Raw genomic sequence first — 25,255 nt, forward strand, 5'->3', positions numbered from 1 at the left:
TCCTATCTCGCCCGCTTCAGCCGGGCAACACCCGCATCACTGGCATTGAGCAATCGTTCGGCTGGCACTCCCATCGCTTCCGCCCGAAGTACGCCGTCCCTCAAATCCCCCACCCGCTCCAGGGTATGGGCATCGCTGCCCACAATGAGATCCGCTCCCGCCTGCCAGGCGATCCGCCCCGCCTCCACCGACACATAGGGATGCTTCGTATTGATTTCAAGGGCGGTGCCCACCTCGGCCGCCTTCACCGCTACCACCGCCATATCGATGGGAATGTACTCCCCGGGATGCGTAATTATGGCCACGGGATAGCGGTCCAGAGCGGCCACAAGCCCCGCTGTAATCCGCTCGCTCATACGGGCTTTGATGCGCTGCCATTTTGTCAGGGACGCCACGGCGGCGGGCAGGTTGAGTCCCCGGATATCCCGCCAGGTGCGGCTGGCCGCCCCCTTATGATAACCCACCAGCAATAGGTCGTAATAGGGGATCATGGCCTCGTCAATATCGATGGCGCCGTCCAGGCCGATAAGATTGGCCTCCACCCCCATCCACACCCGGGGGTTGCCGCCGTACCGATCGTTCAGCTCGTCCACTTCCCGCCGAAGTTCCGGCTCGGACTTGCGGTTTCTGGCGTACATGAGATGGGCCGGGCCGTGATCCGCTACGCCGATATGCCTGAGCCCCAGTTCCTTGGCCCGGGCAACATTTTGAGCGAGGGTGCTCTTGCCATGGCTATACACCGTGTGTGTATGGAAATCGCCGATCAATTCCATGGTCAGCTCTTGGCCGAAGCGAGAAGCGCTTCCAGTTCCGGGCCGCTGAACTTGTAAGCCTCCCGGCAAAAATGACACGTCACTTCCGCCTCGCCCTGCTTTTCGAGGATATCTCTGATCTCCGCTTCACCCATGCTGATCAGTACCTGTTCGATCCGCTCCCGGGAACAATCACAGCGAAACGCCGGTACGAAGGTCTCCAACACCTGGGCGTCCAAAAATCCGAACTCATTGTCCAGCACCTCCTCCACCGTATGCCCTTCAAAAAGGTTGCTTACGTTGCTCAGAAGGGGCGCTATGGCTTCAAGGGAATCCAGGGTGGTCTCCTTGCAGCCCGGCAGCGGCTGCACCCATACGCCGCCGGCGTCCAGCACGCTGCCATCGGTATCGACCCGCACACCCAAGGAGACAATCCCCGGCTTCTGTTCGGAAAGGGCGAGATACCAGGCAAAATCCTCGGCAATCTCGCCGCTTTTCAGCTCCACCTTGCCCACATAGGGCTTCTTCATGCCGATATCCTTGATCACGGTCAGGGTACCTTCACCAATAGCTCCGCCCACGTCCAGCTTGCCCCGGCCGTTCAGCGGCAGCTCCACATCGGGGTTGTTCACATACCCCTTGGCCGTGCCGTCAGGATAGGCTACCGTCACCAATCCGCCCAGAGGACCGTTCCCCTTGATGGTCGCCGACAGACTGCCGCTTTCATTCTTGAGGCTTCTGGCCATCATCACCGACATGATGAGCGTCCGACCCAGGGCCGCCGTGGCCACCGGGGAAAGCCCATGAATCTGCCGCGCTCTTTCGCAAAGTTCCGGCCCATGGGCCAGCATTACCACGGCGTCACCGCCGGCCAAAGATGCACTGATAATCTTGTCCATACTTGATCCTCACATTCTCTGCGCAATAAAATAGATTCTCTCTTCGTCCGCCTCCGGTGCCTTCTGACCATCGCCGCAGACCTCCACGGAGGCAAAACCCGCCTTTCGGAGCCTTGGCACCAGCTCCTCCACCTTATGGGCCCGCTGGCGCTGGGTCTCCGGCACCTTTCGGTAAAGCTCTCCCTCCTTGATAAAGAAGAGCAACTCCAAGGTCAGAATACGGCTTTCACAGTCATATTCATTGAACCAAAGGCATGCGCCCTCGTCTTCATCCCAGCCGTAGAACTGGTTCGCCAATATATGTTCCAGTTTATAAGCGGAGCTAATATCGAACACGAACACTCCGCCGGGCCTGAGGTTCTCGTGAACCCGGCGAAAGAATTTCTCCACGTCCTCCAGATCGGTCAAATAATTGACCCCGTCGATGGCGCACACCGCCAAATCCACCGGCCTGTGCAGCTGAAAGGTCCGCAGGTCCTGCCGGACGAAAGGAATGGCAAGGCCCCGCCGCCGGGCCTTTCTCGTGGCAAGGTCCAGCATGTCCGCCGAACCGTCCAGCCCGCACACCTGGTAACCCAGCTCCGCCAAAGGCAGGCTCACGTTGCCGGTGCCGCAGGCCAGATCCACGACGGTCCTCCCCCCAGGGCAGAGACGCTCCATGGCCGCACGGGCCATCCTTACCCAGCCTTCGTAGTCCAGGTCCGCCATCCAGGCATCGTATACCGCCGCCCATCCTTCGTACAAGTCCCATCGCTCCTTTATTTTTTACCGCTTCGCTTGCTCATCAGGCCGCCCACCATGCCGCTTTCCTTCGCGGTCAGACCGGCCCAGCCCTTTTCAAGCAGCTTGGGCAAAAGCCCCAGTTCCTCAGCGATCTCATATTTCAGCCTCTTCTGCTGCAAATCTTCCTTCATCATCCAGCCTCCTCTTAGGCTAGTATTGAAGAAAGAAGGGAGGTCTATACCCCTACCCCCGCATAGCCAGCTTGGCATAGATCTTCACCACAGGGAGGAGCATAGCCTCATCAAAATTGAATTCCGTGGTGTGAAGCACCTTGGTATAGCCTTTTGCCTCGCTGCGGCAGCCCACCCGGATGAGCGCGCCGGGCACCACACGGAACATTTCCGCCATATCATCCCCGCCCATGGAGGGCTCCTGCTCGATGCGCACGCCTTCCTCGAGCAAGGGCAGCAGCCGTTCCACCACGCCGGGGTCATTATAGACCTCCGGGCAGTAGAAGTGCTCCGTAAGATCGGTTTTCACGCCATAGGCCGCCTCAAGCCCCTGCAGCAGGCCGCGAATCCGCTGATGCACGGTTTTGTACACCGTCTCGCTGTAGGTCCGAAGGGTGCATTCAAGAACAGCCTTGTCCGCAATCACATTTCGCTTGGTCCCCGCATGAAGGGTGCCCACCGCCAGGACCGCCGCTTCCACGGGGTCCACGCTCTTGGTGATCACCGAAGGCAGCTGGGTCACCAGCGTAGCCGCGGCGAGCATGGCGTCCACGCCCTTGTAGGGCATCCCCGCATGGGCGCCCACGCCCGTTACTGTGATATCAAAATCAGATACGGAGGCCTGGGTGGCGCCGGCCCTGACGCCCAGCTTTCCCTCATCGATGACCGGTACCAGGTGCATGGCATATATCTCGTCCGGCCGGGGGTTTTCCAGCGCGCCCTCGCGGATCATCCGTACTGCGCCGCCCACCGATTCCTCCGCAGGCTGAAACAGCAGCACAATGTTGCAGTTGATTTTCTCCTCATTCTTTTGGATCCACCGGGCAAAAAGCAGCAAAGACGTCATGTTGCCGTCGTGGCCGCAGGCATGCATCCGGCCAGGATGGCGGGATGCGAAGGGGAGCCCCGTCTCCTCGGTCAGCGGTAGCGCGTCAATGTCACTTCGAAATCCAATGGTACGCCGCCCGCCGCCGGGATGCCGCCAAACCGCCTTTACGCCCGTATCCGCGATAACGGAGATCTCGAAACAGCCCAGGGCCTTCAGATCCTTCAGGATATAAGCCTGGGTCTCCCGCTCTTCAAAACCGAGTTCGGGGATTTGATGGAGTTCTCGGCGAATGCGAGTCGCTTCCTGAAGCCAATAATCCATGAATAAAATCCTCCCAATTTTTAGTTCTATCTTATCACAACTTTAATGGGAATGCCACCGGTGGACGGTTGACATGGCGGATGAAGGATGCTATGATGTGGTCAACAGATTGAGGCGCGGGTTTGAAAAGTACACGGCCGACGGTGCAGCCGCCGGAGGACGCCGATGGAAAGGCAAAACCGCCGAAGGGAAGAGCAGGCGCTGGGCTCCGAACTGGGCATGCCGTAAATAGCGGTATGACTGTCATCTTTAAGATGGAGTGCTATCTGTGATCGAGTATATATTTTGTTGAAATCTCGTGAACAGTGTGCACAGCACTGTTTTTTTAATACCCAAAAGAAAGGATTTGGAGTAGATGAGTATCTTCACTGGCAGCGGAACCGCACTGGTCACCCCCTTTACAGCGGACGGCAAGGGTGTAAACTTTGATGCCCTGGAAAAAATAATTGACTTCCAGCTGAACGGATGCACCGACGCCCTGATCATCACGGGCACCACCGGCGAAGCTTCCACCATGACGTCAAAGGAAAAGCTGGACACCCTTGGCTGTGCCATCGACCGGGTGAAGGGAAAAATTCCTGTCATCGCCGGCACGGGCAACAACAACACCGCCCAATCCATTGAGAATTCGCTGGAAGCGCAAAAAATGGGAGCGGATGGAGTACTCATCGTGACTCCTTACTACAACAAGGCCACTCAGGAAGGGCTCATCGCCCACTACACGGCCATTGCTGAGGCCATCGACATCCCCGTGATCGTCTACAATGTGCCTTCCCGCACCGGCCTCAACATTGCGCCCGCCACCATGGCCCGGCTCGGGGAGCACAAAAATATCCGCGGCATCAAGGAGGCCAGCGGCAACATCGCCCAGATCGTAAACGTGGCCCGTTCCTGCCGCAATATGGATCTTTACAGCGGCAACGATGACCAAGTGGTGCCCATCCTGTCGGTGGGCGGCAAGGGCGTCATCTCCGTGGTCTCCAATGTGGCGCCGAAACTCACCCATGACATGGTTATGGCTTTCCTTGAGGGAGACACGAAGAAGGCCATGGAACTGCAGTACGCCGCCGCCGACCTCAGTGATGCCCTTTTCTGCGAAGTCAATCCCATCCCCGTCAAGGCCGCCATGGCCATGATGGGCTTTGAGGTGGGACCGGTCCGCCTGCCTCTTACCCCTCTTTCCCAAGGCGCCGTGCCCAAGGTGGAGGGTGCATTAAAGCGCGCAGGTCTCATTTAAAGGAGGTATTGATATGACCAGAATTATCATCAACGGCGTCAACGGCCGCATGGGCCAGGCAGTGGCAGAGTTTGCTCTTCGCAGCAAGCGTTTTCAGGTGGCCGCCGGTGTGGATTTGAATAAGGATCTCCTCGATTGGCCCTTCCCGGTCTATACCAAGCTTGAGGAGGCTTCCGAGCCCGCCGATGCCATCATCGATTTCACACGGCCCGGCTCCATCACCGAGGTGCTGCCCTACGCCAAAGCCAAAAAGATGGGGGCTGTTATCGCGACCACCGGATTCACCCCGGAACAGCTGGAATACATCCGCTCCTTCACATCGGATATCCCCGTTTTTCGTTCGGCCAACATGTCCCTTGGCATCAATCTTTTACAGAATCTTGCCCAGCAGGCGGTTCAATTTCTGGGGGATACTTTCGATATCGAAATTGTGGAGCGTCATCACAATCAAAAGCTGGATTCGCCCAGCGGCACCGCTTTGGCCTTGGCCGACTCCATCAACGATGTGCTCTCCCATAAGAAAGAGTACGTCTATGGCCGGCACAGCCAAACGGAGAAACGGCAAAAGAGCGAACTTGGCATTCATGCTGTGCGGGGCGGGTCCATCGTGGGAGATCATGAAATTTCCTTCATCAGTGATACGGAAATCATAGCCCTCAGTCACAACGCACTCTCCCGCAGGGTATTTGCCGAGGGAGCGCTCCGGGCCGCCCTCTATATTAAGGGCCGGCCTCCCAAGCTCTATGACATGCAGGATATGATCTCCGGCGAACGCACGGTCACCCATCTCTACACCGACCAGCATCAGGCTATTGTGACGCTGAACAAGCTTCCCCATGATCCCAAAATCTTGGCGGACATCTTCGGCGCTCTGGCGGAGCAGGGCATCTCCATCGATATGATCAGTCAGACGGCTCCGGTGGCCGGAACCATCAGCCTCTCCTTCAGCATGAGCGATCAGGATCTGGCCCAGGCTTTTGAAGTGCTCCGGCCCTTCAACGCCCGGAATCCGGGCATGCGGCTGGACATCATGGGCAGCGCCGTCAAGCTCACCGTGGAAGGCATGGGCATGGAGCGTCAGAGCGGTGTGGCCGCCAATATGTTTGCGCTCCTCGCTCAGCACAATATCCAGACCAAACTGGTCACCACCGCCGAAACCAAGATCTCCGTCATCATTGACGAGACCGACGAGTACGAGGCGACAGACCTCATCGCAAAGGCCTATTCTCTCGCATGATATAAAGCGCGACTAAAAAACGTCGGACTGTTTCCAGTCCGACGTTTTTTATCCTTCTTTTTATGGCATGAAAGAGTTCATGATTCCTCCTAAAGAGGAGAGCTCCCTTACCGAAGACGGAACGTAGCTGGGCAGTACCCAGGAGGCAAACAGAAAAAACACCACCACAAAGGCAATCAGAACGCCCACCGTAAGGTAAATCCTGCGGTCGGAGTTCACTTCAGCAATGCCCCGGCTTCCAACCATCAAAAAGACCACCGCAGCAAGCGACCCCATACAGTAGTAACATACGATTCCCGCTGAGATGCTGATCAAGAATACCAGGCAGCTCACCAGGGTCACTGGTACCAAAATAACCGAACGCATGGACACAATGCTGAGCGCTTCTTGAAAGCGAACCTGCCCCTTCAGCAGCTTCGCGCCGGCCAGATAGAGCCCGGCTAAAACTGCGGACAGGATGAGAGAATACAATAGCGTCAGGAAAAAGGCGCCCGCACCCGAGAACTTCAGCCCTCCGGTCATGGATCCGCCTAGGCCGATCAGGCCGTTGATCTTTCCAACAAAGAAGACGGCAAATAATCCTGAGCAGATTCCCTGCAGCACCAGGAAAATCAAGGACGTGACCCAATTTCCTTTGCGCACATACGATTCTCCGTAGCTTACAGGCGCCTTCAACAAACGGACAAATTCCCCCCATGCAGCGCCTGCGGCCTGTTTGCCTTGGCCCAAAACGACCTCCGCTTTCACCGACGAACTCGTTGCTTCGGCCTGATTCTGACAAGTACAGGCCTCCCCCTCTTCCAGCTTCCTCCCACAATATCTACAAAATGCCATCCTTTATCCCTCACTTTCCGGTATTGTATTTGTTTTATTCTGGCATTATGTTGGTCTCATAGGAATAGCGGTCCACATTCACGGAAACGCATTCCCGAAGCAATGTATCCAGGTCGGCATAGCCATGGTAGTAGTATCTTTGAGTGCCCAGCTCCTTCCAGAACTGATCACTCGAAGTTCTGTAATTCCCAAGATCGACTGTCATGGTTCCATCCGCTTCAGCAACCAGGTTTTCAAAACTCACGGTGTAATAATAGGTAAAGCTTTCCTGCAGTTCCTCCTCCGGGACGTTGATGGTGCTTTGGACCTGATAGACCAGATAAAGCACATTGTTCGGCTCTTCATCCGCATCCTTTGCCGTCAAAAGATAACTGCCCAGATAGCTCATATTGTCCAAGGACACAAACTCATCCCAATCCTTAGCCGCTTCGGCCCGCAGGGCATCCTCTCCCCGCGCCTGCATTTCTTCCAGGGCGGCCTCATCTATCTCGGACAGCTCACTCACAAAGGCACCAAGGCCCTCCACGGTGTATGTATTTTCCGTCTGCGTAAACATCACACCATAGCTGCGAAGGTAATACGCCCGATCCTCCTGGCTTTCCGCCTGCAGCAGCGACACGGTAACGGTATCACCATTGCTCAGGCCATTGGAGGGTTCCACCTCATACTGCAGGTCATATGCGAAGGACTCCTCGGAATTGTTGACAAAGCTTACCTCCCCGTTTGGTGCGATCCCGCTGAAAACAAGCTCTACATCCTCAAAAGGATCCACCTCTGCGGCCGCTTCCAATCCTTCCACCGTGAAGGTCAAATTCTCGTACACCAATTGGACGCCAAAATGCTCTTTTGCTATATCGTCATCACATTCCCACAGGTAGCTGATCTCATCCCCATTGGAAAGATCCGTATCTTCGCTCAGATCACCCGCAATGCATTCCTGAACCAGCATCTGGCAAATGGTTTCATCATCGAGGAGGGAGGATACATCGCCGCCCGCCCGATATTTGATCTTACCGGCATAATCCTGGCAGAACGCTTCCTCATCAAACTGATAAAAAGCATCCCCCATGGTATCGTATCCGGAAAACTCTGCCGTGATATAATCGTTCAATTCCACCGTCAGCGGCCGCGTTGCCAAAAATATCACCGCCGCGGCGACAATCACCACTGCGGCGCATATTATTCCAAGGATCTTCCCTTTCTTCTTTATAAACTGAGACACCTTTTTCTCCTCCCCTTTTCGAGGTTCCGTCGGGGGAGGCGCCGGAATGGGCTGTGGCCCCTCTGCGGGGCTGATCTTTTCGCCGCATTGGTCACAAAATACGGCATCATCTGGAAGTTGCTTTCCACAGTTTGGGCAAAACATTTTTCTGCTTCCTCCTTTTTCCTTATATTTAAATTATCTCTAGTTGAACTGCCGATTTAGACCTACCGTTTCCAAACAAAATTCAACATAAAACTGTTAAAATTCCAAAAATACCCTAGAATTCAGGCCTATTTTATTATAGCTATTAGGGGTGCACTCGTCAATTACATGTATCTGTTTCCTCACAAAAAAAGGGTATGTAACTTGCGTTACATACCCTTTTGCACCATAGGTCCTTTATTTCTCGATCAAGCTCTCACCGGTCATCTCGGCAGGTTTTGGCAGCCCCAACTGATCCAGCAGCGTGGGCGCCAGATCGGCCAGCCGGCCGTCCTTGCGGAGCTTGGCGTCCTTACGGCTGTCATCCACCAAAATGAGAGGAACCTCATTGGTGGTATGGGCCGTGAAGGGACCGCCGCTCACCGGATCGACCATCTGTTCACAATTGCCGTGATCCGCGGTGATAAGCGCCGTCCCGCCCATCTTCCGGATGGCTTCAACCACCTTGAAGGTGCAGTTGTCCACCGTCTCCACCGCTTTCATGGCGGCCTCCATCACGCCGGTGTGGCCCACCATATCCGGATTGGCAAAGTTCAGGATCATCACATCGTACTTACCCGATTCAATCCGCTCCACCGCGGCGTCCGCCACTTCATAGGCACTCATCTCCGGCTTGAGATCGTAGGTCGCCACCTTGGGCGAGGGAATGAGCACTCGGTCCTCTCCCGGATTGGGCTCCTCCACGCCGCCGTTGAAGAAGAAGGTCACATGGGCATACTTTTCCGTCTCCGCAATCCTGAGCTGAGCGAGGCCCTTCTCCGCGATATAGGCGCCAAAGGTGTTGGCTAGGGATTGAGGCTTAAAGGCAACCTCCAGGTTGGTGAAGGTGGCGTCGTACTGGGTCATGGACACAAAGAATACGGGAAAATAGCCCTTATCCCGGGGAAATCCATCAAAATCCGGATCGATGAAGGCGCGGGTGATCTCCCTGGCTCGGTCCGGCCGGAAATTGAAGAAGATCACCGAGTCACCCTCCGTTATGGTGGCCACCGGCCTGCCTTCCTCGGTAACCACGCTGGGAAGCACAAACTCATCGGTGTCCCCCGCCTCATAAGAGGTCTCCATCGCGGCGACAGCGGAGGTCACGGTTACGCCGCGGCCAAAAGCCATGGCATCGTAGGCCTTCTGCACCCGATCCCAGCGTTTATCGCGGTCCATCGAATAATAGCGGCCCATAACGGTGGCAATTTTGCCGAAGTTCAGCTGACGCATCCGCTCCTCCAGCTGAACGATGTAGTCCTTGCCGCTGGAGGGAGGAACATCCCGGCCGTCCATGAAGCAGTGAACGTACACATTCTCCAAGCCCTGGTCCTTAGCGAACTTGATCAGGGCCACCAGGTGATCCATGTGACTATGAACGCCGCCGTCAGACACCAGGCCCATCAAGTGGAGCTTTCCCCCGCTTTTCTTAGCGCTGGCAACCGCATCCAGGAAAGCCTGATTGGTGAAAAAATCACCATCGTCGATAGCCTTGCTGATGCGGGTGAACTCCTGATACACGATGCGGCCCGCACCGATGTTGAGATGACCCACTTCGGAGTTGCCCATCTGGCCCTGGGGCAGCCCCACATCCAGACCGCTGGGATGGATGGAGGTGGTGGGATACTCCTCGATATATTTTTTAATATGGGGAATGCCCTCCTGGGCGATGGCATTGCCTTCCTCATTCTTGCTGATGCCAAAGCCGTCCAGGATTAAAAGCGCAGTCATTTTTTTCATAGTTGGTCTCCTATTTGTCGTAGTTGACGACTTTGTCAAAATCCTCGGCCTTGAGGCTGGCGCCGCCAATGAGGCCGCCGTCGATCTCCGGCTGGGCCATCAGTTCCTTGGCGTTTTTCGGATTCATGCTGCCGCCGTACTGAATACGAACGGAATCACCCACCATGGCGCCAAATACATCCCGCACAGCCCGGCGGATGGCGCCGATGGTCTCGTTTGCATCCTCAGCAGTCGCAGTGCGGCCGGTGCCGATGGCCCAAATGGGTTCATAGGCAATGACCACCTTGCCCACATCGGCGGCGTCAAGGCCATAGAGCGCAGCCTTGGTCTGCAAGGCTACGAACTCATTCGTGATGCCCATTTCACGCTGCTCCAAACTTTCGCCCACGCATACGATGGGCGTCAGCCCATGGGCCAGCGCAGCCTTAATCTTCTTATTGACGGTTTCATCGGTTTCCGCAAAATACTGGCGGCGCTCCGAGTGACCAATGATCACGTACTGCACCCCGAGGGACTTCAGCATATCGGGAGCCACCTCACCGGTGTAGGCGCCCTTCTCCTCGAAGTGAACGTTCTGTGCGCCCACGCCGATGTTGGTGCCCTTCACCGCTTCCACCACGGCAGGCAGGCACACATAGGGGGGACAGACGACCACGTCGCATTTTGCATCCTTGACCAGGGGGATAAGCTCCGCCACCAGGGCTTTGGCCTCCTCCACGGTCTTATTCATTTTCCAGTTGCCAGCAATAATGGGTTTTCTCATGATGACCTCCTTTTAACGGTTGAAACGCCGCCCCGAGGGGCGGCGCGATCGTGCTTCATTTATTTGTCGTTCAAAGCCGCAACACCGGGGAGCACCTTGCCCTCGAGGAATTCCAGGGAAGCTCCGCCGCCGGTGGAGATATGACTGATCCGATCGGCGAACCCGAGCTGCTCTACGGCCGCCGCCGAATCGCCGCCGCCGATGATGGTAACCGCATCGGCCTCCGCCATGGCCCGGGCCACCGCACGGGTGCCTTCTGCGAAATTCGGGAATTCAAACACACCCATGGGTCCATTCCAAACCACCGTCTTGGCCTTGGCGATCTCCCTCGCAAAGATCTTGCGGGTTTCCGGTCCGATATCCATGCCCTCCCAGCCCTCGGGAATATCCATGCTGTGCACGGTGATGCGCATGGTGTCGTTCTTGAACTCCTGGGCCGCCTCGTTGTCCACGGGCAGAACCAGATTTACGCCTTTATCCTTGGCCTTCTGCATGAGCTCCTTGGCCAGCTCGATCTTGTCCTCCTCCACAACGGAGTTGCCAACCTTGCCGCCCTTGGCCCGCTGGAAGGTGTAGGACATGGCACCGCCAATGATAAGCGTGTCCACCATCTCCAGAAGATTATTGATCACACCGATTTTGTCGGAAACTTTCACGCCGCCCAGCACGGCCACGAAGGGACGGGCGGGATTCTCCAGCGCCTTACCCATCACATCCAGCTCTTTGCCGATGAGGTATCCAGCAACGGCAGGCAGATAGTGGGTCACGCCCTCGGTGGAAGCATGGGCACGGTGAGCCGTGCCAAAAGCGTCGTTGACGAAGACATCCGCGAAGCTCGCCAGCGTCTTGGCAAATTCGGGATCGTTCTTTTCCTCCTCCTTATGGAAGCGGAGGTTCTCCAGCAGTACAGCCTCACCCGGCTTCACCGCGGCTACAGCGGCCTTGGCGCTTTCGCCGATCACATCCTTGGCGAAGGTAATGGGAAGCCCCAGCTCCTTCAACCGCTTTGCCACCGGCTCCAGCGAATACTTCATGTTGAATTCGCCCTTGGGCCGGCCAAGATGGGAGCACAGAATGACGGCCGCGCCCCGGTCCAGCAAAGTCTTGATGGTGGGAAGAGCCGCCTTGATGCGGGTCTCATCGGTGATATTGCGGTCCGCATCCAGCGGTACATTAAAATCAACGCGAACCAGTACCTTTTTGCCTTTGACATCGATGTCATCAATGGTCTTCTTGTTCATTGAATACACTCTCCTTCCAGCGACGCTGCCTTCTTCAGATTGTAGTTCTATTATAACGGGGTTTCCAGGTTTCTGGCAAGGGAATTTGGACAGAATGACACAAAATTAACGATTTTCCTCTTCCTCGCGGTAAAAATCCGGGCTGCGGTAAAGCTGACGGTTCTGCATGGACCAAAGCCGCTCGGAAAAACCGCCGGGTTCGGCGCCTTCAAGGGCCCTGTGCATATCATACATGCGGGCGTCAATCATATCGAGATGGTGGAGCAGTTCCGCCTCGGGAAAGAGGGGCCGCTTGGGGCTGCCGTACTCCGGTTCGTAGTGATGAGCGAGGACCATGTGCTGAAGCATGGTAACCGCCTCCTGCCTTGCATGCACCCGTTCCGCTGCAAGGGCAATCTGGGCGACCATGTCGTTGATGTGTCCAAGAAGCGTCCCCCGCACGGTGTAGGCGCCCACGCTGCCCGTCTCATCCGCGTCCATCTCCTCCATCTTGGCCAGGTCATGGACCAAAACCCCGGCGTAAAGCAGGTCGGCATTGAGGAAGCTGTAGATGCCAAGCATGGCCTCAGCCGCGTGGAGCATGGTGGTGGTGTGATACAAAAGACCGCCCCGCAGGGCATGATGGCCCTTCATGGCCGCCGGGAAATACATGAGTTTGTCCTTGTGCTCTTCAATGAGCTCTCCGGCAAGCGCCCGAAGATCCTCATCACCAATTCTGGCGCAATATGCTTTCATCTCCGCGAACATCTTGCCCGCCTCCACCGGCGCCGTGGGCACCAGCTCCTCAAGATCATATTCCTTTTGATCCTGCTCCGAGGGCTTTCGCCAAAGCTCCACAATAATCTGCGGCTGGCCCTTGTAAGCCTGCACCGCTCCCCGCACCTTGATCACCTCCCCCGCCGCCACTTCATCGGCGGGCTTGGCATCCCAAATCTTGGCGGGCAGATTGGCCGTGCGGTCCCCGACAACCATATCCACATAGGAGGAACCGTTCTTGGCCGTTTTTTTCTGCCATTGGCGCACCAGCACAAACCCCGTGAACCGCGCACCATCCTTTAGGTTCTTCAAGGCTTCCTGTTTCATTTCAGTTTCCCCCTTTTCCATTCATTATACTACATCGTAAAAAAGCCGGTCCACTGGGGACCGGCTTTGTTTTCTGCTACATCTCGCGCACCGAATAGGCAATATTGGTGGCATGGTCAGCGATACGTTCCAGATTGGTCACGAGATCCAGGAAAATCATACCGCTTCGTGGCGTGCATTCGCCGCGGTTCAGCCGCTCGATATGGCGGTTCCGCAGAGAATCCTTCATCTCATCAATCCGTTCCTCAATGGGGTTGATCACATTGGTGCTCTCCTTGGAACGGGTGTGGAAGATGAGCAGCGCTTCCTCCAAAATGCGGTCCACCAGCTCCGCCATCTCCTTCAGCTCCACGATAGCCGCGTCGGATATGGACACCCCCTGAGCCCGGCTTTCCGCATATTCAACAATATTTTCCGCGTGGTCGCCCACCCTTTCCATGTCGCTGACCACATGGTACAAAGCGCCGATCACTTCACCTTCCGGCGTACCGGCATGGAGGGTGTTGAACTTCACCAGGTAGGACGTAATCTCATGATTGAGATAGTTGAGTACCTTCTCCCGCTTTTCCACGTCGTCAAAGAGGGCCTCATTTTTCGTGAAGAAGGCCTCCATAGCCACGTTGACATTTTCCTTGGCGATCCGGCCCATGCGCTCGGTCTCCTTATACACCTGGGCGAGCGCGATGGCGGGGGTTTCCAGGATACGTTCGTCCAAATACTTCAGCCGAAGCTGCTCGGTCTGCGGATCTTCGCCAGGAATGATCTTTTTGGACAGCCAAACCAGCAGATTGGCACAGGGAAAGAGGAGCACGGTAACCACGATATTGAAGATGGTATGGGCGTTTGCAATCTGCCGCACCGTATCCCCCGGGGACATGGAGGCTATCCAGTCGGTAAAGGGGACAAAGGTCAGGATGAGCAGGAAGATAATCGTACCCACCAGGTTAAACAGCAAATGGATGATGGCCGCTCGTTTAGCGGTGTTGTTGGTGCCAATGCAGGAGATGATGGCCGTGATGCAGGTACCGATGTTCTGGCCCAGGATTACAAAGATAGCCGAATCAATTCCGATCAGCCCCTGCATGGCCAGGGCCTGCAGGATGCCCACCGAAGCGCTGGAGCTTTGGATGACCGCCGTAAAAACCGCGCCAGCCAGAATGCCCATCAAGGGATTTTGAAAGTTAACCATGAAGCTTCGGAAGGCTTCGCTGTCCTGTAGCGGTTCCATAGACGTACCCATAAATTCCATGCCCACAAACAGGATACCGAATCCGGCAATGATCTGGCCCACTCGCTGAGCCGTCTTTTTCTTACTAAACAGAATGATAAGGACGCCGGCCAATAAAAAAACCGGGGCAATCTTGGTGAGCTTGAATGCCACGAGCTGAGCCGTAATCGTTGTACCAATATTGGCACCCATGATCACGCCCACAGCCTGCATCAAGTTCATCAGCCCGGCATTGACAAAACCTACGACCATAACGGTGGTCGCACTGGACGATTGGATGATCGCTGTCACCAGAGCGCCCACTCCAACCGCCATCAGGCGATTGTTGGTCAGCACCTCCAGTAAACGCCGCATACGGTCGCCCGCCACCTGCTCCAATCCTTCCGACATGAGTTTCATGCCGTATAGGAACAGTCCCAGGCCGCCGCATAGCGCAAAAACATCAAAAATGCTCATTGCTGCCCTCCCTTTAAGCTATTCAACCTCATTTTAGATTATAAAAAACAAAGGGACAAGCCGTCAATCATTCTTCTTCAATAAAAATATTATGTCACTTGAATTCAGCCGCCAATTTCCCCGCTTTCATAAGATGGGCAAAGTCGTGCTGGCGCAGCGCCTCATAAAGAACGATGGCCACCGAATTACCGAGATTAAGGGATCTTGCACCCTCCCGCATGGGAATGCGGATACATTCCGAAAGATGTTCCCGCAAAAGCTCCTCGGGAAGACCTTTCGTCTCCTTGCCAAAGACCAGAAAGCTCCCGTCCGGAAAAGTGGCCTCCGCATAGCTTTTGGACGCTTTAGTGGAGCAAAAAAAGAAAGGATGCCCGCTGTTGGCCTCGTACACCTCGGCAAAACTTTGGTGTTCATGAATCTCCACCAGATGCCAGTAGTCGAGCCCAGCCCGCTTCACCTGTTTATCGCTGATCTCAAAGCCGAGCGGATGGACCAAATGAAGGACCGTCCCCGTGGCAGCACAGCTCCTTGCAATATTGCCAGTATTCTGGGGAATCTCCGGTTCCACCAGGACCACATGCATAGCCATTTTCCCGCCTCCTTAAAGTTCAAGGGCCCGGGCAAGCTCATCCACCGCCGCTTCCGCGGCTTTCGGCAGAGGCATGTCCGGCATGCCCGCAAGAAGCACGCCGCAGCTACGGGAGGCGGGCACCAGAATCTTCTCTCCCCGGGCCCGGGCCACCGCCGCCGCCATTTTTGCCGTGATTTCCCCCATCATAGCATCGGCCAGCACGATGGCCATGGGACCCAGAATGGCGTCCGCCCGTCCAGCCGCCACCACAACACTGTTCTCCCCCGTAGCTCCGCTGTCGGCGCCTGCTTTCAGCATCCTTGATGTGGCCAGGGCATTGGTGCCCACCGCCACAACCTCCAGCTCAGGATATCTTCTTTTGATCGTTTCCACCAGAAGGGCGCCCAGTCCGCCGCCCTGACCATCCACTACCGCTACCATGTCAAGCTCCTTTCCCGCCCGCCTGTCGGCTCTCATAGAATAGGACCTGCTGCAGGTACCCACCATGGACGCCAAAGCGTTTCCGCGCTTCCAGCGCCAGTTTGGGCCGGCTTCCCTCCACGCCCCAGCGTTCTTTGAGAGCCCGGTGGACCCATACATCCACGGGAAAGGCCTCCATGCAGCCGGCGCCATAGAGCAGTGTGCAGTCGGCCACCTTATCTCCCACCCCAGGCAGCGCCATCAGCCGCTTTTTGGCCTCGTCATAGGGCAGTTCCCCCACGCCCTCAAGGCAGCCCTCCATCACCCTTTGAGCCGTCTCCGCCAGGAAGGGCGCCCGGTATCCGCAACCCAGACTCCTCAGCTCCGCCTCGGACAGGCCGGCCAGATCCTCCGGTCCGGGGAAATCGTAAGCCCCCGGCCAGTCGGGAATCGGCTTTCCGGCCCGCTCAGCCAGCCGCTCCACCAGCCCCCGAATCCTGGGAATATGATTGTTCGCCGACAGAATGAAGGTGATCAGCGTTTCAAAAAGGGGCTGGCGCAGAATATGAATATCAGGCAGGATCTCGTCCCCCACAAAGGCCCGGGCCTCCGACTGGAGGCGCCCGTAGTCCCGTTTGAGATCGAAGTATTCCTGCCAGATTTCGTCGAATTCTTTCAGAGTGCAGGGACTGAGGAAAATGCTATCCTCTTCCTGCCAGGCCTCCAGCGCTCTCCCCCGGGCCACACCGAAAAAGCGGGTCCGCTCCGCTGTCCAGCGAAAGGCCTGCCCGCAAAACAGGGTCTTTTCCAGATCAAAATGTTGAACCCCGGTCACCTTGACGCCGGGCCCCCACACCACTGTTTTCATCCTTCACCTCATACGAAAAAAACCACGGCAGAACACCGTGGTTTTTTTATGAATCCCTTATTGGGCAGCTTCTTTCGGATAGATGCTGACCTGCTTCTTGTCACGGCCCTTGCGCTCAAAACGCACCACGCCGTCCTTCAAAGCGAACAAGGTGTCATCGGAACCAATGCCCACGTTGTTGCCGGGATAGATCTTGGTGCCACGCTGCCGCACCAAAATGTTGCCCGCCAGCACAAACTGGCCATCGGCGCGCTTGGTGCCCAGCCGCTGCGCCGCGCTGTCGCGACCGTTACGGGAGCTACCCACACCTTTCTTATGCGCAAAAAGCTGCAAATTCATACGGATCATCTATTCCACCGTCCTTTCCACGACACGCACATATTCAGAATACTGTTCTTCCATCCGCCGAAGCCCGAGCATCATGGTCTCCATGAGCAGCTGGGCATCCCGGCGCTGTTCCTGCTTCAATCCCGCAGGAAGCCTTAAACTGAGAAATCCATCCTCAATGGAACAGTCCACGGAAATTTCAAGGATTTCTGCAAGTCCCATGGCCGTGCTCTGGGTCAGGGCCGACACCCCGGCGCACACGATATCCATGCCTTCATCGGCATAATCGGCGTGGCCATAGGCCCGATAACCCTCAAAACCCCTGCGGCCTTTTAAAACTTCAACGGTGACCATCAGCCAACGATGCTCTTGATCTCCACTTTCGTGTAGGGCTGACGATGACCCTTCTTGCGGCGATAATCCTTCTTGGGCTTGTACTTGAAAACAATGATCTTCTTGCCCTTCACATCGCCGACCACGTTGCCGGTAACCTTGGCGTCCTCAACGTAGGGCGAACCGACCACGGCGCCGTCATCCTTGCCCAGCATGAGAACTTTGAAATCGATGTTGTCTCCGGCAGCAGCTTTAAGCTTGTCGACGTAAACCACGTCGCCTTCCTGGACACGATACTGCTTTCCGCCCGCTTCAATAATGGCATACATTCGCGAAAAGCACCTCCTTCTGTCTTATTCGCCGAAACAAAGGTACCGCCCTATGGACGGATTTAGACCTTTTCCGAGCGTTTACCGATTGATGATAGCATATTGCAGGCCGCTTGTCAACTTTCGCCCACCCGGACAAGGCTTGTACCCGGCTCACGGTCCACCATGATAGAGACCCCGCATTCCGGCCAAGTGGCCTCAATAGCCTTAATGAGCGGTTCGAAGCGTTCGAGGTCCTTCAGTTTCTGGGGCAGATGTAGTACGGCCTTCTTTGCCCTTGTTGTTTTAAAATATTCTCCGAGCTGCCGCCAAGCCTCCGCCGCCTGCCAGATCCAATCTGTGATTCTGCCTTTGCCGCATCGGGGACAGGGCTCCGCCAAGGCCCGCACCAGATGATCCCCCCGTCGCTTTCTCGTCATTTCCAAAAGGCCCAGTTGGGTGAAGCCCAGCACATGAAGACCCAGATTCTCCTCCCTGGCCGCATTCTCCATCACATCCATCACCTTTTTCCGATGGGCTTCCTCCGGCATATCGATGAAATCCACCAGAATCATACCGCCCCAGTTGAGCAGGGACATGAGCCGGATGATCTTTCGGGCGGCCTGAAGGTTGGTTTGCAGCGTGGTGTCCGACTGTACCCGCTTGCCCACGAATTTGCCGGTATTCACATCCACCACTGTCATCGCCTCGGTGTAGTCCACCACCAGATAGGCGCCGGCATCCAGCCAGATTTTCGGCCTCATCGCCCTCAGCAGCTGCTCCTCCACGGCGTATTGACCAAACAGTGAACCCCTTCCCTCATAAAGTTCCATGGGGATCTTTAAATCATACCGGTCCTGGAACTGCAAAAAGTTTTGATAACCCTCTTTGGTCTGCAGAATGACCTTCTCATATTTCCCCTTTTCCCAGGCGTCCACCACCCAGGCAAAGTTTCGTTCATTTCGGCCCACCGCACCCACCGGCGCGCCCTTCAGCCGGCCGTCCAGTTCCAGCCATTCCTCCATGAGCCGGTCAATCTCCTGGGAAATATCCGTCCTTGCCGCATCGGCGGCGGCCGTACGGGCCATCAAACCCATGCCTTCCGGCTTCACCGTCTCCAAGAAAGCGTAGAGTTCCCGGCGAATGGCAGGATCCTCAATCTTGCGGGATACGCCGATCCTATCCTCGGTAGGCATCAGCACCACCGCCTTACCCTCAAGGCGCAGTCTCCGGCTCACCAAAGGTGCCTTTTGGGCGTGACCTTCCCGCTTGATCTGCACGGTGACATAGTCGCCCGGCCGAAGCAGCTTTTGAATGGGCACCTCCGTCTTACCGCTGGGATCGGCCTCATCCTGGGGCAGATAGACCATCTGCGGCCATCCGATATCCACGAAGGCCGCCGCAAGGCCGGGCACTACATCCCGCACCCGGCCACGATACACCGAGCCCTGGCGGATGCCCTCGTTGGCCAGCCGCTGGCGGTATGCCGTCAGCTCCCCGTTCTCCACCAGCGCCATGCGGAAGAAAAAGGGGTTTTGTTCCATCAAAAGGCTTTTCATGCCTTGGCCTCCAAATCAAATAGCGATATCATAGCATCCCCCCGAAGGGCCATCAGGTCCTCGCGGATGATAAAAGGATCCCCCATGGGCACTCCCGAATGCGCTTCCAGTGCCTTCAGCACCCACAGGGGCGCCACATTTTTCCGGCTTCCGCAGGAGAGCAGCATATAAAGCGTATTTCCCTCCATCGTCATTTCATGAATGCCGTCCCGGAGGGATACGTCCTTCATCTTCACTCCACGCTTATCCCGCTTCTCCACCGTAATTTCGATGGTTTTTTGGTCCAGAAAGCTCCCGAGGACATCGGCCCAGGTCTTTGGTACATCCTCCACCCGATAGCGGGCCCGGTCCACACGGGACATGAGGGCAGGATAGCCCTCCTCAACCGCCGCGGCGCAAAGGATACGAAGGTCCTGCGGCAAAACAGCGTTGACCCTCCCTTTGAAATCTTCGGGATCCATGGGGGCTTCAAGCCCCACATCCAGATATTCACCCTTCGAAGCAAGTCCCACCGACAGGGCCTGGGCAAAGGAGAGCAGTGGATGGGGGTGAAACCCCTTGGAGAAGGCCATGGGCACATCCGCCCGCCGAAACGCACGCTGAAAGGTGCGCATGAGATCCAGATGAGCCACGGCTGCGATGGGTTTTCCCTTTTCAAACTTCGCAATCATGCGCATGGACAGCCCTCCTCCCACTTGGTAAAGCCACATCCAAGACAGCCTCCGCGGCAGTCCGGCGTAGTCTCTCCCCGCATGGCCTTATCCCATTCCCGCTTGAAGAACGCCTTGTCCACGCCCATATCGAGATGGTCCCAGGCAAGTGTTTCCTCAAAGCCGAATGTGCGATTGGCATAAAAAGCGGGATCAATGCCCGTCTCCTTGAAAGCTTCCTCCCAGAGATCCAGGCGGAACTGATCCATCCAGCCGTCAAAACGGCAGCCCTTTTTGAAGGCCTGAAGCAGAGTCTTCCCCAGCCGCCGGTCGCCCCGTGCAAAAACCGCTTCAAGAAAACTGGTGGAGGGATCGTGCCAGCTGAATTCCACACCCCGGATCTTCAGCAGCTTAGCCAGGTACTGCTGTTTTTCCACAAGCTCCGCCCGGGTATTTTGTCCAAACCACTGAAAGGGCGTGTGGGGTTTGGGGACGAAGGACGCCGTGCTGATGGAAATGCGCAGCGGCTTTCCATTCCTGCTTCGATAAGGCTGGTAGGCGGCAACCACCTTCCGGGCGAGATCGGCGATCCCCGCCACATCCTCCATCGTCTCTCCCGGCAGACCAATCATGAAATATAGCTTCAGCGAAGTGTAGCCTTCCTCAAAAGCATCCGTGGCGCTCTTGATCAGATCCTCTTCCGTCACGTTCTTATTGATGATGTCCCGCATCCGCTGGGTCCCCGCCTCCGGCGCAAAGGTGAGGGAGGACTTTCTGACCCGCTGCGTCTCGTTGATGGCTTCCTTCACCACCGAATCCAGCCGCAAAGAGGGCAAAGACAGGGCCACCTGCTTGTCCGAGAACCGGTCCATGAGTCCCCGGGCCAGATCCAGCAGCCGGGAGTAGTCTCCGGAGCTGAGGGAGGTGAGGGAGATCTCCTCATAACCGGTGTTTTTCACCAGTTCCCCGGCAAGTTCCATCAGCCGGTCCAAGGAACGCTCCCGAACCGGGCGGTAGATCATACCCGCCTGACAGAATCTGCAGCCCCGGCTGCAGCCTCGGAAGATCTCCAGCATGATTCGATCGTGGATGGGCTCGGTATAGGGTACGATCACTTTGGTAGGAAAATAGGCCGAATCCAGATCCCATACCACCCGTTTCTTGATCCGCTCCGGAGCCGCCGGATGGTTCGGCTTTATGGAACGGATCACGCCGTCCCCGTCATAGTCCACATCATAGAAGGAGGGCACATAGACGCCCCGAATTGCTGCCACCGCCTCAAGAAAAGCCTCTCTGGGCGCGCCGGATGCCTTCCAGTCCCGGTACGCATCCAGCACCTCATGGTTCATCTCCTCGCCGTCGCCCAGCACAAAGAAATCCACGAAGTCCGAAAGGGGCTCGGCGTTCATAGCCACAGGGCCGCCGGCCATCACAAAGGGGCCGCTCTTCCGGTCCCGGGCCAGCAAAGGAACACCGCCCAGCTCCAGCATATTGAGGAGGTTGGTGTAGGTCATTTCATATTGAAGGGTAAAGCCGATAAGATCCATTCCGGCAAGAGGCGTGCCCGTCTCCAGCGTCCACAGGGGCGTCTTCGTCTCCCGCAGATACTTCTCCATGTCCACCCACGGTGCAAAGACCCGTTCGCAGTAGGTATCCTCCCGCTCGTTCATCGTGTGGTACAAAATCTTGGTGCCCAGGTGGCTCATGCCCACCTCATAAACGTCCGGGAAACAAAAGGCATAGCGGATCTTGCCCGCCGGGTCCTTTAGCACGCTGTTATATTCACGCCCGATGTACCGCGCCGGTTTTTCCACCCGGTTCATCCAGGCCCGCTGATCCAACAAAGATCTCCCTCTTTCGTAAATAATCTTATTGTCAAATGTATCACGGTTTTGGGCTACGGTCAATGGAGCAGCCTCCCCACCGGTGCCTCCGCGCCATACTGAGAGATGCCCTGAAGCACATCGCCCTCGGTAACGCTGCCCCGGATGCGCATCCTGTCATCCAGCACCTGAATGGTGGTGTAGCGTCCCGGAAGGAAGCTTCGGGTCAATCCGCCCAAGGATTGATCCTCCAATGCGGTCAGTTGGCGGGCAGGGAGCACCTTGGACCTTCGGAGCAGATCCCGCTTGCCCATGAAATTCTGGGCGAGGAGATAGGGCGCCTTTCGGTGTTCGCCATGGGCCGCCAGGAACAGAAAAAAGGCGAAGAGAATGAGGGTGACGTTGTACTGGCCTGCCGCCGCGAGATAACCGCATAAAGCGAGCAGCAGCCCCCCAAAGACGTAACCCATGACGATAGCGATCCGGGTGGCCGTCTGCGGTCCCATGAAGAAGGAAAGCACGCTTCTTAAGATGCGGCCTCCATCCAGAGGCAGGGCGGGCAGCAGATTGATGCCGGCCAGCACCAGATTTTTGTTCACCCAGCTGGACAGGGTCTCAGGATTCATGGGAAAGTATAGATGGATAAGCACCGCAATGCCGGCCAGCACCAGGTTGCACAACGGGCCCGCTATGGCCACCAGCATCTCCTTCACCGGACCCGCCTCAAAAACCCCTTCGATGCGGGCCACGCCGCCAAAGGGCAAGATTTCGATGGACAGCACCGTGAGGCCCAGGGCCCGGGCCGCCAAGGCATGACAGGCCTCATGGGCAAGAATGATGAGAAAAACCACCACCAGATCATGAAAAAATCCAAGGATGCTGAGCAGCACCAATACGATAAAAAAAAGGGGTCGGACATAGATGTCCACACCCAATAGATTCCCCAGTTTCACGAGGTTACCTCTTGCTGGAACAGACTCAGCGTGTCCATAGCTTCGCCGTCCTTTGTCGCCCGGAGAGTGAGGATGCTCTGCTCTTCACCCAAACCGCCCAGCCGCTGTCCCAGATCCACGCTGTCCCCCACATGGACTGCCGCCGTAGCCATGCCCTCGTAAGCGAGCTCCACGCCGTCATGATCCACCACGATCCTGCCATTGCCAATGGCCTTCACCGTTCCCTTGGCTGCGGAGCGGACCATGGCGCCCGGCGTGGTGGCAATCGCCATGGCATTGGCTTCGCCGTTTTCCATGACCTTGGTGGCCGTGCCTTCAGCGGGCAGAACCCAGGACGAGCCGCCATTAAACACAGCCGCTACGCCGGGCAGATAGTTTTGCACAAACTCCAATTGACCCAGTTTGCGGTCAATGGCCACATCGTAGGTGAGCGCCGAACGAAGGCCGTCCACAATGGACTGGGTGGCCGGCGTTTCGATGCTCTTGAAGATGAGCACTGAAGCCAGAACCACCGCACAGATCCCCATTTTCAGCAGAATGCTGGAGCCGGGATAGATCATTTGAACCGTGCCCGCCCGCTGCGCACCGCTTCGGGCGCGCACCGGAACGGCCCGCACCATCCTTCTGCCAGAGCGCTTTCGACTCGTCCGCGGAAACCTTCCGGTCCGCTCTGCCGAGCTCTTTTTCTCCTCCGTCCGCTTTTTAAAACTTGGAAGCTCCCCCTTGGCGGGCCCCTGACTTACGGGGACCACATTCATCCGCGGCAGCTTCGAATAGCCCGAATCCATACCGGCTCCCTCCTCCCATACACCGTATTGTATGAGCGGGAAGCTTGACCCTATTCGTTTAGAAGGGAGATCCCTCCGCCATGGGGTTGATCACCAGCCGCCAATCCAAGTCTCCCCGGTCCAGCGCCTTGATGAGCGCCTCCGCTGTGGCCATGTTGGTAGCACACGGAATATCGTGAACGTCACAAAGGCGCAGCAGAGCGTTGATATCAGGTTCATGGGGCTGAGGCGAAAGAGGGTCCCGGAAGAAAATCACAAGATCGATTCGGTTGAAGGCCACCCGTGCGCCGATCTGCTGATCGCCGCCCATAGGCCCGGACAGAAATCTATGCACATCCAGCTTGGCCCGTTCGGATACCAGCTTGCCCGTGGTGCCCGTGGCACACAGCTTATGTTTCTTCAGGATATCCTTGTACGCCACGCAGAAATTGACCATGTCGCTCTTCTTTTTATCATGAGCTATGAGCGCAATGTTCATTGCTCGCCACCTCCAATCATTGCTTTCTTTTTCTGTCTTCGGAAGGCCACGTTGAGCACCAGACCCACCGCAATGAGGTTGGTCCACATGCTGCTCCCTCCATAGCTGAAGAAGGGCAGCGGGATGCCCGTCACGGGCATGATCCCAATATTCATACCAATGTTTTCAAAGATGTGAAAGCCCATCATGGATACCACACCAGCCACGATCAGGGAACCCACCCGGTCCCTGGAGTAGCGTGCGATGTGAATCATCCGCCACATTAAAAATACAAACAGTGCCACCAAAATGAGACAGCCCAGAAAACCCACCGCCTCCGCAGTTACGGAAAAGATGAAATCCGTGTGGGCATCGGGCACATAGTTGAGTTCACTCAAGGCGCCGGAGCGGAAAAGCCCCTTGCCCGTGATCTGCCCCGAGCCCACCGCAGTTTTTGCCCAGGTCACCTGAAGCCCGCTGCCGGTGGGGTCCCTAGCGGGGTCAATGAGATCCTGAATTCGATTCTTCTGATAGTCCTGCAGCACGAAGTTCCAAATAAGCGGAACCATGCCGCCGCAGGCCAGCACTTCACCAGCAATGATCCAGCCCTTCACCTGAGCGGCAAACTGCATACCAAAGAAGATGATCACGTACACCATGGCCGTACCAAAATCGTTTTGGTAAACCACAATGGCGAAGGGGATAAGGGTGTAAGCGAGGGGAGAGACCAGATCCCGAATCCGTCCGATGGGCGCCGGCTTATTGGCAAACACCCGGGCCAGCATCAGGATGAGGGATATCTTGCAAAATTCCGAGGGCTGAAAACCCCGTTCGCCGTTGAAGAACGTGAACCATCCCTGTGCGCCGCGGGTCACTTCGCCCAGCACCAGCAGCAGCACCAAAAGTCCCACATTGGCCCAGTAGATGTACTTCGAATAGGCCGCATAGCCGCCATAATCAAAGACCGCAGCAATGCTCAGCAGCAGCAGGCCGGAAGCAAACCACATGAGCTGCAGCCGCACATAATAACAGTTCATGTTCGCGAGCATGTTCCAGAAAGTGCGCTGATCGTCGGCCAGAGCATCGGCGGTGGCATTGGCTATAGCCACCAGCCCAAACAGGGTGATGGCAAAGACGATGCCGATGAGCAGGAAGTCCACCTGCTTTAAATCCTTTTTATTGATCTTCATTCCGGCCTCCCAGCCTCAAGTTCACAGTGC

General features: G+C 56.5%; 27 protein-coding genes, 1 pseudogene and 1 riboswitch. Of the genes and pseudogenes, 2 read left to right on the plus strand and 26 right to left on the minus strand.

Going from position 1 to position 25,255, the window contains the following annotated elements; all coding sequences use genetic code 11:
• Positions 1-2 precede the first annotated feature (2 nt).
• From H8696_RS06625 to H8696_RS06645, 5 genes are read right to left on the minus strand one after another with little or no spacing between them, the layout of a single operon-like run.
• Positions 3-773, minus strand: a complete 771-nt coding sequence (locus tag H8696_RS06625) for a PHP domain-containing protein (protein ID WP_249316144.1) — start codon at positions 771-773, stop codon at positions 3-5.
• A 2-nt stretch (positions 774-775) separates the two neighbouring features.
• Positions 776-1,651, minus strand: coding sequence for an Hsp33 family molecular chaperone HslO (hslO, locus tag H8696_RS06630; RefSeq protein WP_249316145.1), 876 nt, complete (start codon positions 1,649-1,651; stop codon positions 776-778).
• A 9-nt stretch (positions 1,652-1,660) separates the two neighbouring features.
• Complete coding sequence (locus tag H8696_RS06635) at positions 1,661-2,395, minus strand: class I SAM-dependent DNA methyltransferase (protein WP_249316146.1); 735 nt, start codon at positions 2,393-2,395, stop codon at positions 1,661-1,663.
• A 14-nt stretch (positions 2,396-2,409) separates the two neighbouring features.
• A complete protein-coding gene (locus tag H8696_RS06640; protein WP_249316147.1) occupies positions 2,410-2,565 on the minus strand; it encodes a small, acid-soluble spore protein, alpha/beta type in 156 nt (51 codons plus the stop codon).
• A gap of 52 nt (positions 2,566-2,617) precedes the next feature.
• Complete coding sequence (locus H8696_RS06645; protein WP_249316148.1) at positions 2,618-3,754, minus strand: M20 metallopeptidase family protein; 1,137 nt, start codon at positions 3,752-3,754, stop codon at positions 2,618-2,620.
• 101 nt (positions 3,755-3,855) lie between these two features.
• A riboswitch (Lysine riboswitch) is annotated at positions 3,856-4,027 on the plus strand.
• 82 nt (positions 4,028-4,109) lie between these two features.
• Between H8696_RS06645 and dapA the strand changes: the two genes are divergently transcribed.
• The gene (dapA, locus tag H8696_RS06650) at positions 4,110-4,991 is read left to right on the plus strand and encodes a 4-hydroxy-tetrahydrodipicolinate synthase (RefSeq protein ID WP_249316149.1); all 882 of its coding nucleotides are present in this window, start codon (positions 4,110-4,112) and stop codon (positions 4,989-4,991) included.
• A 13-nt stretch (positions 4,992-5,004) separates the two neighbouring features.
• On the plus strand, positions 5,005-6,228 hold the full coding sequence (gene dapB, locus H8696_RS06655; protein ID WP_249316150.1) for a 4-hydroxy-tetrahydrodipicolinate reductase: 1,224 nt from the start codon (positions 5,005-5,007) through the stop codon (positions 6,226-6,228).
• A 60-nt stretch (positions 6,229-6,288) separates the two neighbouring features.
• On the opposite strand, the gene H8696_RS06660 is transcribed toward dapB, so the two are convergent.
• From H8696_RS06660 to rodA, 21 genes and pseudogenes are all read right to left on the minus strand, one after another.
• On the minus strand, positions 6,289-6,870 hold the full coding sequence (locus H8696_RS06660) for a hypothetical protein (RefSeq protein ID WP_249316151.1): 582 nt from the start codon (positions 6,868-6,870) through the stop codon (positions 6,289-6,291).
• Positions 6,871-7,096: 226 nt separating this feature from the next.
• Positions 7,097-8,284 (minus strand): hypothetical protein, encoded by a 1,188-nt coding sequence (locus H8696_RS06665; protein ID WP_249316152.1) that lies wholly within the window; start codon positions 8,282-8,284, stop codon positions 7,097-7,099.
• 81 nt (positions 8,285-8,365) lie between these two features.
• Positions 8,366-8,428: pseudogene (locus tag H8696_RS11400) on the minus strand (zinc-ribbon domain-containing protein); the annotation flags it as partial.
• A gap of 237 nt (positions 8,429-8,665) precedes the next feature.
• A complete protein-coding gene (gene gpmI, locus H8696_RS06670) occupies positions 8,666-10,207 on the minus strand; it encodes a 2,3-bisphosphoglycerate-independent phosphoglycerate mutase (RefSeq protein WP_249316153.1) in 1,542 nt (513 codons plus the stop codon).
• 10 nt (positions 10,208-10,217) lie between these two features.
• Positions 10,218-10,970 carry a triose-phosphate isomerase gene (tpiA, locus tag H8696_RS06675; protein ID WP_249316154.1) on the minus strand — a complete coding sequence of 251 codons (753 nt, stop codon included), beginning with the start codon at positions 10,968-10,970 and terminating at the stop codon, positions 10,218-10,220.
• Between the two features lie 59 nt (positions 10,971-11,029).
• Entirely contained in the window at positions 11,030-12,220 is a 1,191-nt protein-coding gene (locus H8696_RS06680; RefSeq protein ID WP_407926371.1) for a phosphoglycerate kinase, read from the minus strand.
• Positions 12,221-12,316: 96 nt separating this feature from the next.
• Positions 12,317-13,294: a 3'-5' exoribonuclease YhaM family protein gene (locus H8696_RS06685; RefSeq protein ID WP_249316156.1), complete on the minus strand. Its 978-nt coding sequence runs from the start codon at positions 13,292-13,294 to the stop codon at positions 12,317-12,319.
• Positions 13,295-13,370: 76 nt separating this feature from the next.
• A complete protein-coding gene (locus H8696_RS06690; protein WP_249316157.1) occupies positions 13,371-14,978 on the minus strand; it encodes a Na/Pi cotransporter family protein in 1,608 nt (535 codons plus the stop codon).
• 94 nt (positions 14,979-15,072) lie between these two features.
• Complete coding sequence (gene trmL / locus H8696_RS06695; RefSeq protein ID WP_407926374.1) at positions 15,073-15,561, minus strand: tRNA (uridine(34)/cytosine(34)/5-carboxymethylaminomethyluridine(34)-2'-O)-methyltransferase TrmL; 489 nt, start codon at positions 15,559-15,561, stop codon at positions 15,073-15,075.
• A gap of 18 nt (positions 15,562-15,579) precedes the next feature.
• Complete coding sequence (locus tag H8696_RS06700; protein ID WP_249316159.1) at positions 15,580-15,990, minus strand: DUF3842 family protein; 411 nt, start codon at positions 15,988-15,990, stop codon at positions 15,580-15,582.
• A gap of 1 nt (position 15,991) precedes the next feature.
• The gene (locus H8696_RS06705; protein ID WP_249316160.1) at positions 15,992-16,837 is read right to left on the minus strand and encodes a DNA-3-methyladenine glycosylase family protein; all 846 of its coding nucleotides are present in this window, start codon (positions 16,835-16,837) and stop codon (positions 15,992-15,994) included.
• 57 nt (positions 16,838-16,894) lie between these two features.
• Positions 16,895-17,185 (minus strand): 50S ribosomal protein L27, encoded by a 291-nt coding sequence (gene rpmA, locus H8696_RS06710; RefSeq protein ID WP_249316161.1) that lies wholly within the window; start codon positions 17,183-17,185, stop codon positions 16,895-16,897.
• A complete protein-coding gene (locus H8696_RS06715) occupies positions 17,186-17,518 on the minus strand; it encodes a ribosomal-processing cysteine protease Prp (protein WP_249316162.1) in 333 nt (110 codons plus the stop codon).
• Positions 17,518-17,826 (minus strand): 50S ribosomal protein L21, encoded by a 309-nt coding sequence (rplU, locus tag H8696_RS06720; protein ID WP_249316163.1) that lies wholly within the window; start codon positions 17,824-17,826, stop codon positions 17,518-17,520. The genes H8696_RS06715 and rplU overlap by 1 nt, the downstream gene beginning before the upstream one ends.
• A 116-nt stretch (positions 17,827-17,942) precedes the next feature.
• The gene (locus H8696_RS06725) at positions 17,943-19,364 is read right to left on the minus strand and encodes a ribonuclease E/G (RefSeq protein WP_249316164.1); all 1,422 of its coding nucleotides are present in this window, start codon (positions 19,362-19,364) and stop codon (positions 17,943-17,945) included.
• Positions 19,361-20,041 (minus strand): TIGR03936 family radical SAM-associated protein, encoded by a 681-nt coding sequence (locus H8696_RS06730; protein ID WP_249316165.1) that lies wholly within the window; start codon positions 20,039-20,041, stop codon positions 19,361-19,363. Before H8696_RS06730 ends, H8696_RS06725 begins: the two co-directional genes overlap by 4 nt.
• On the minus strand, positions 20,032-21,837 hold the full coding sequence (locus H8696_RS06735; protein WP_249316350.1) for a TIGR03960 family B12-binding radical SAM protein: 1,806 nt from the start codon (positions 21,835-21,837) through the stop codon (positions 20,032-20,034). Before H8696_RS06735 ends, H8696_RS06730 begins: the two co-directional genes overlap by 10 nt.
• An 80-nt stretch (positions 21,838-21,917) precedes the next feature.
• The gene (locus H8696_RS06740) at positions 21,918-22,790 is read right to left on the minus strand and encodes a M50 family metallopeptidase (RefSeq protein WP_249316166.1); all 873 of its coding nucleotides are present in this window, start codon (positions 22,788-22,790) and stop codon (positions 21,918-21,920) included.
• A complete protein-coding gene (locus H8696_RS06745) occupies positions 22,787-23,578 on the minus strand; it encodes a peptidoglycan DD-metalloendopeptidase family protein (protein ID WP_249316167.1) in 792 nt (263 codons plus the stop codon). The genes H8696_RS06740 and H8696_RS06745 overlap by 4 nt, the downstream gene beginning before the upstream one ends.
• Positions 23,579-23,636: 58 nt before the next feature.
• Positions 23,637-24,056, minus strand: a complete 420-nt coding sequence (locus tag H8696_RS06750) for a methylglyoxal synthase (protein WP_249316168.1) — start codon at positions 24,054-24,056, stop codon at positions 23,637-23,639.
• Complete coding sequence (gene rodA / locus H8696_RS06755) at positions 24,053-25,225, minus strand: rod shape-determining protein RodA (RefSeq protein WP_249316169.1); 1,173 nt, start codon at positions 25,223-25,225, stop codon at positions 24,053-24,055. Before rodA ends, H8696_RS06750 begins: the two co-directional genes overlap by 4 nt.
• Positions 25,226-25,255: the final 30 nt, after the last annotated feature.

Source organism: Gehongia tenuis (assembly GCF_014384795.1).
Classification (GTDB): Bacteria; Bacillota; Clostridia; order Christensenellales; family NSJ-53; genus Gehongia; species Gehongia tenuis.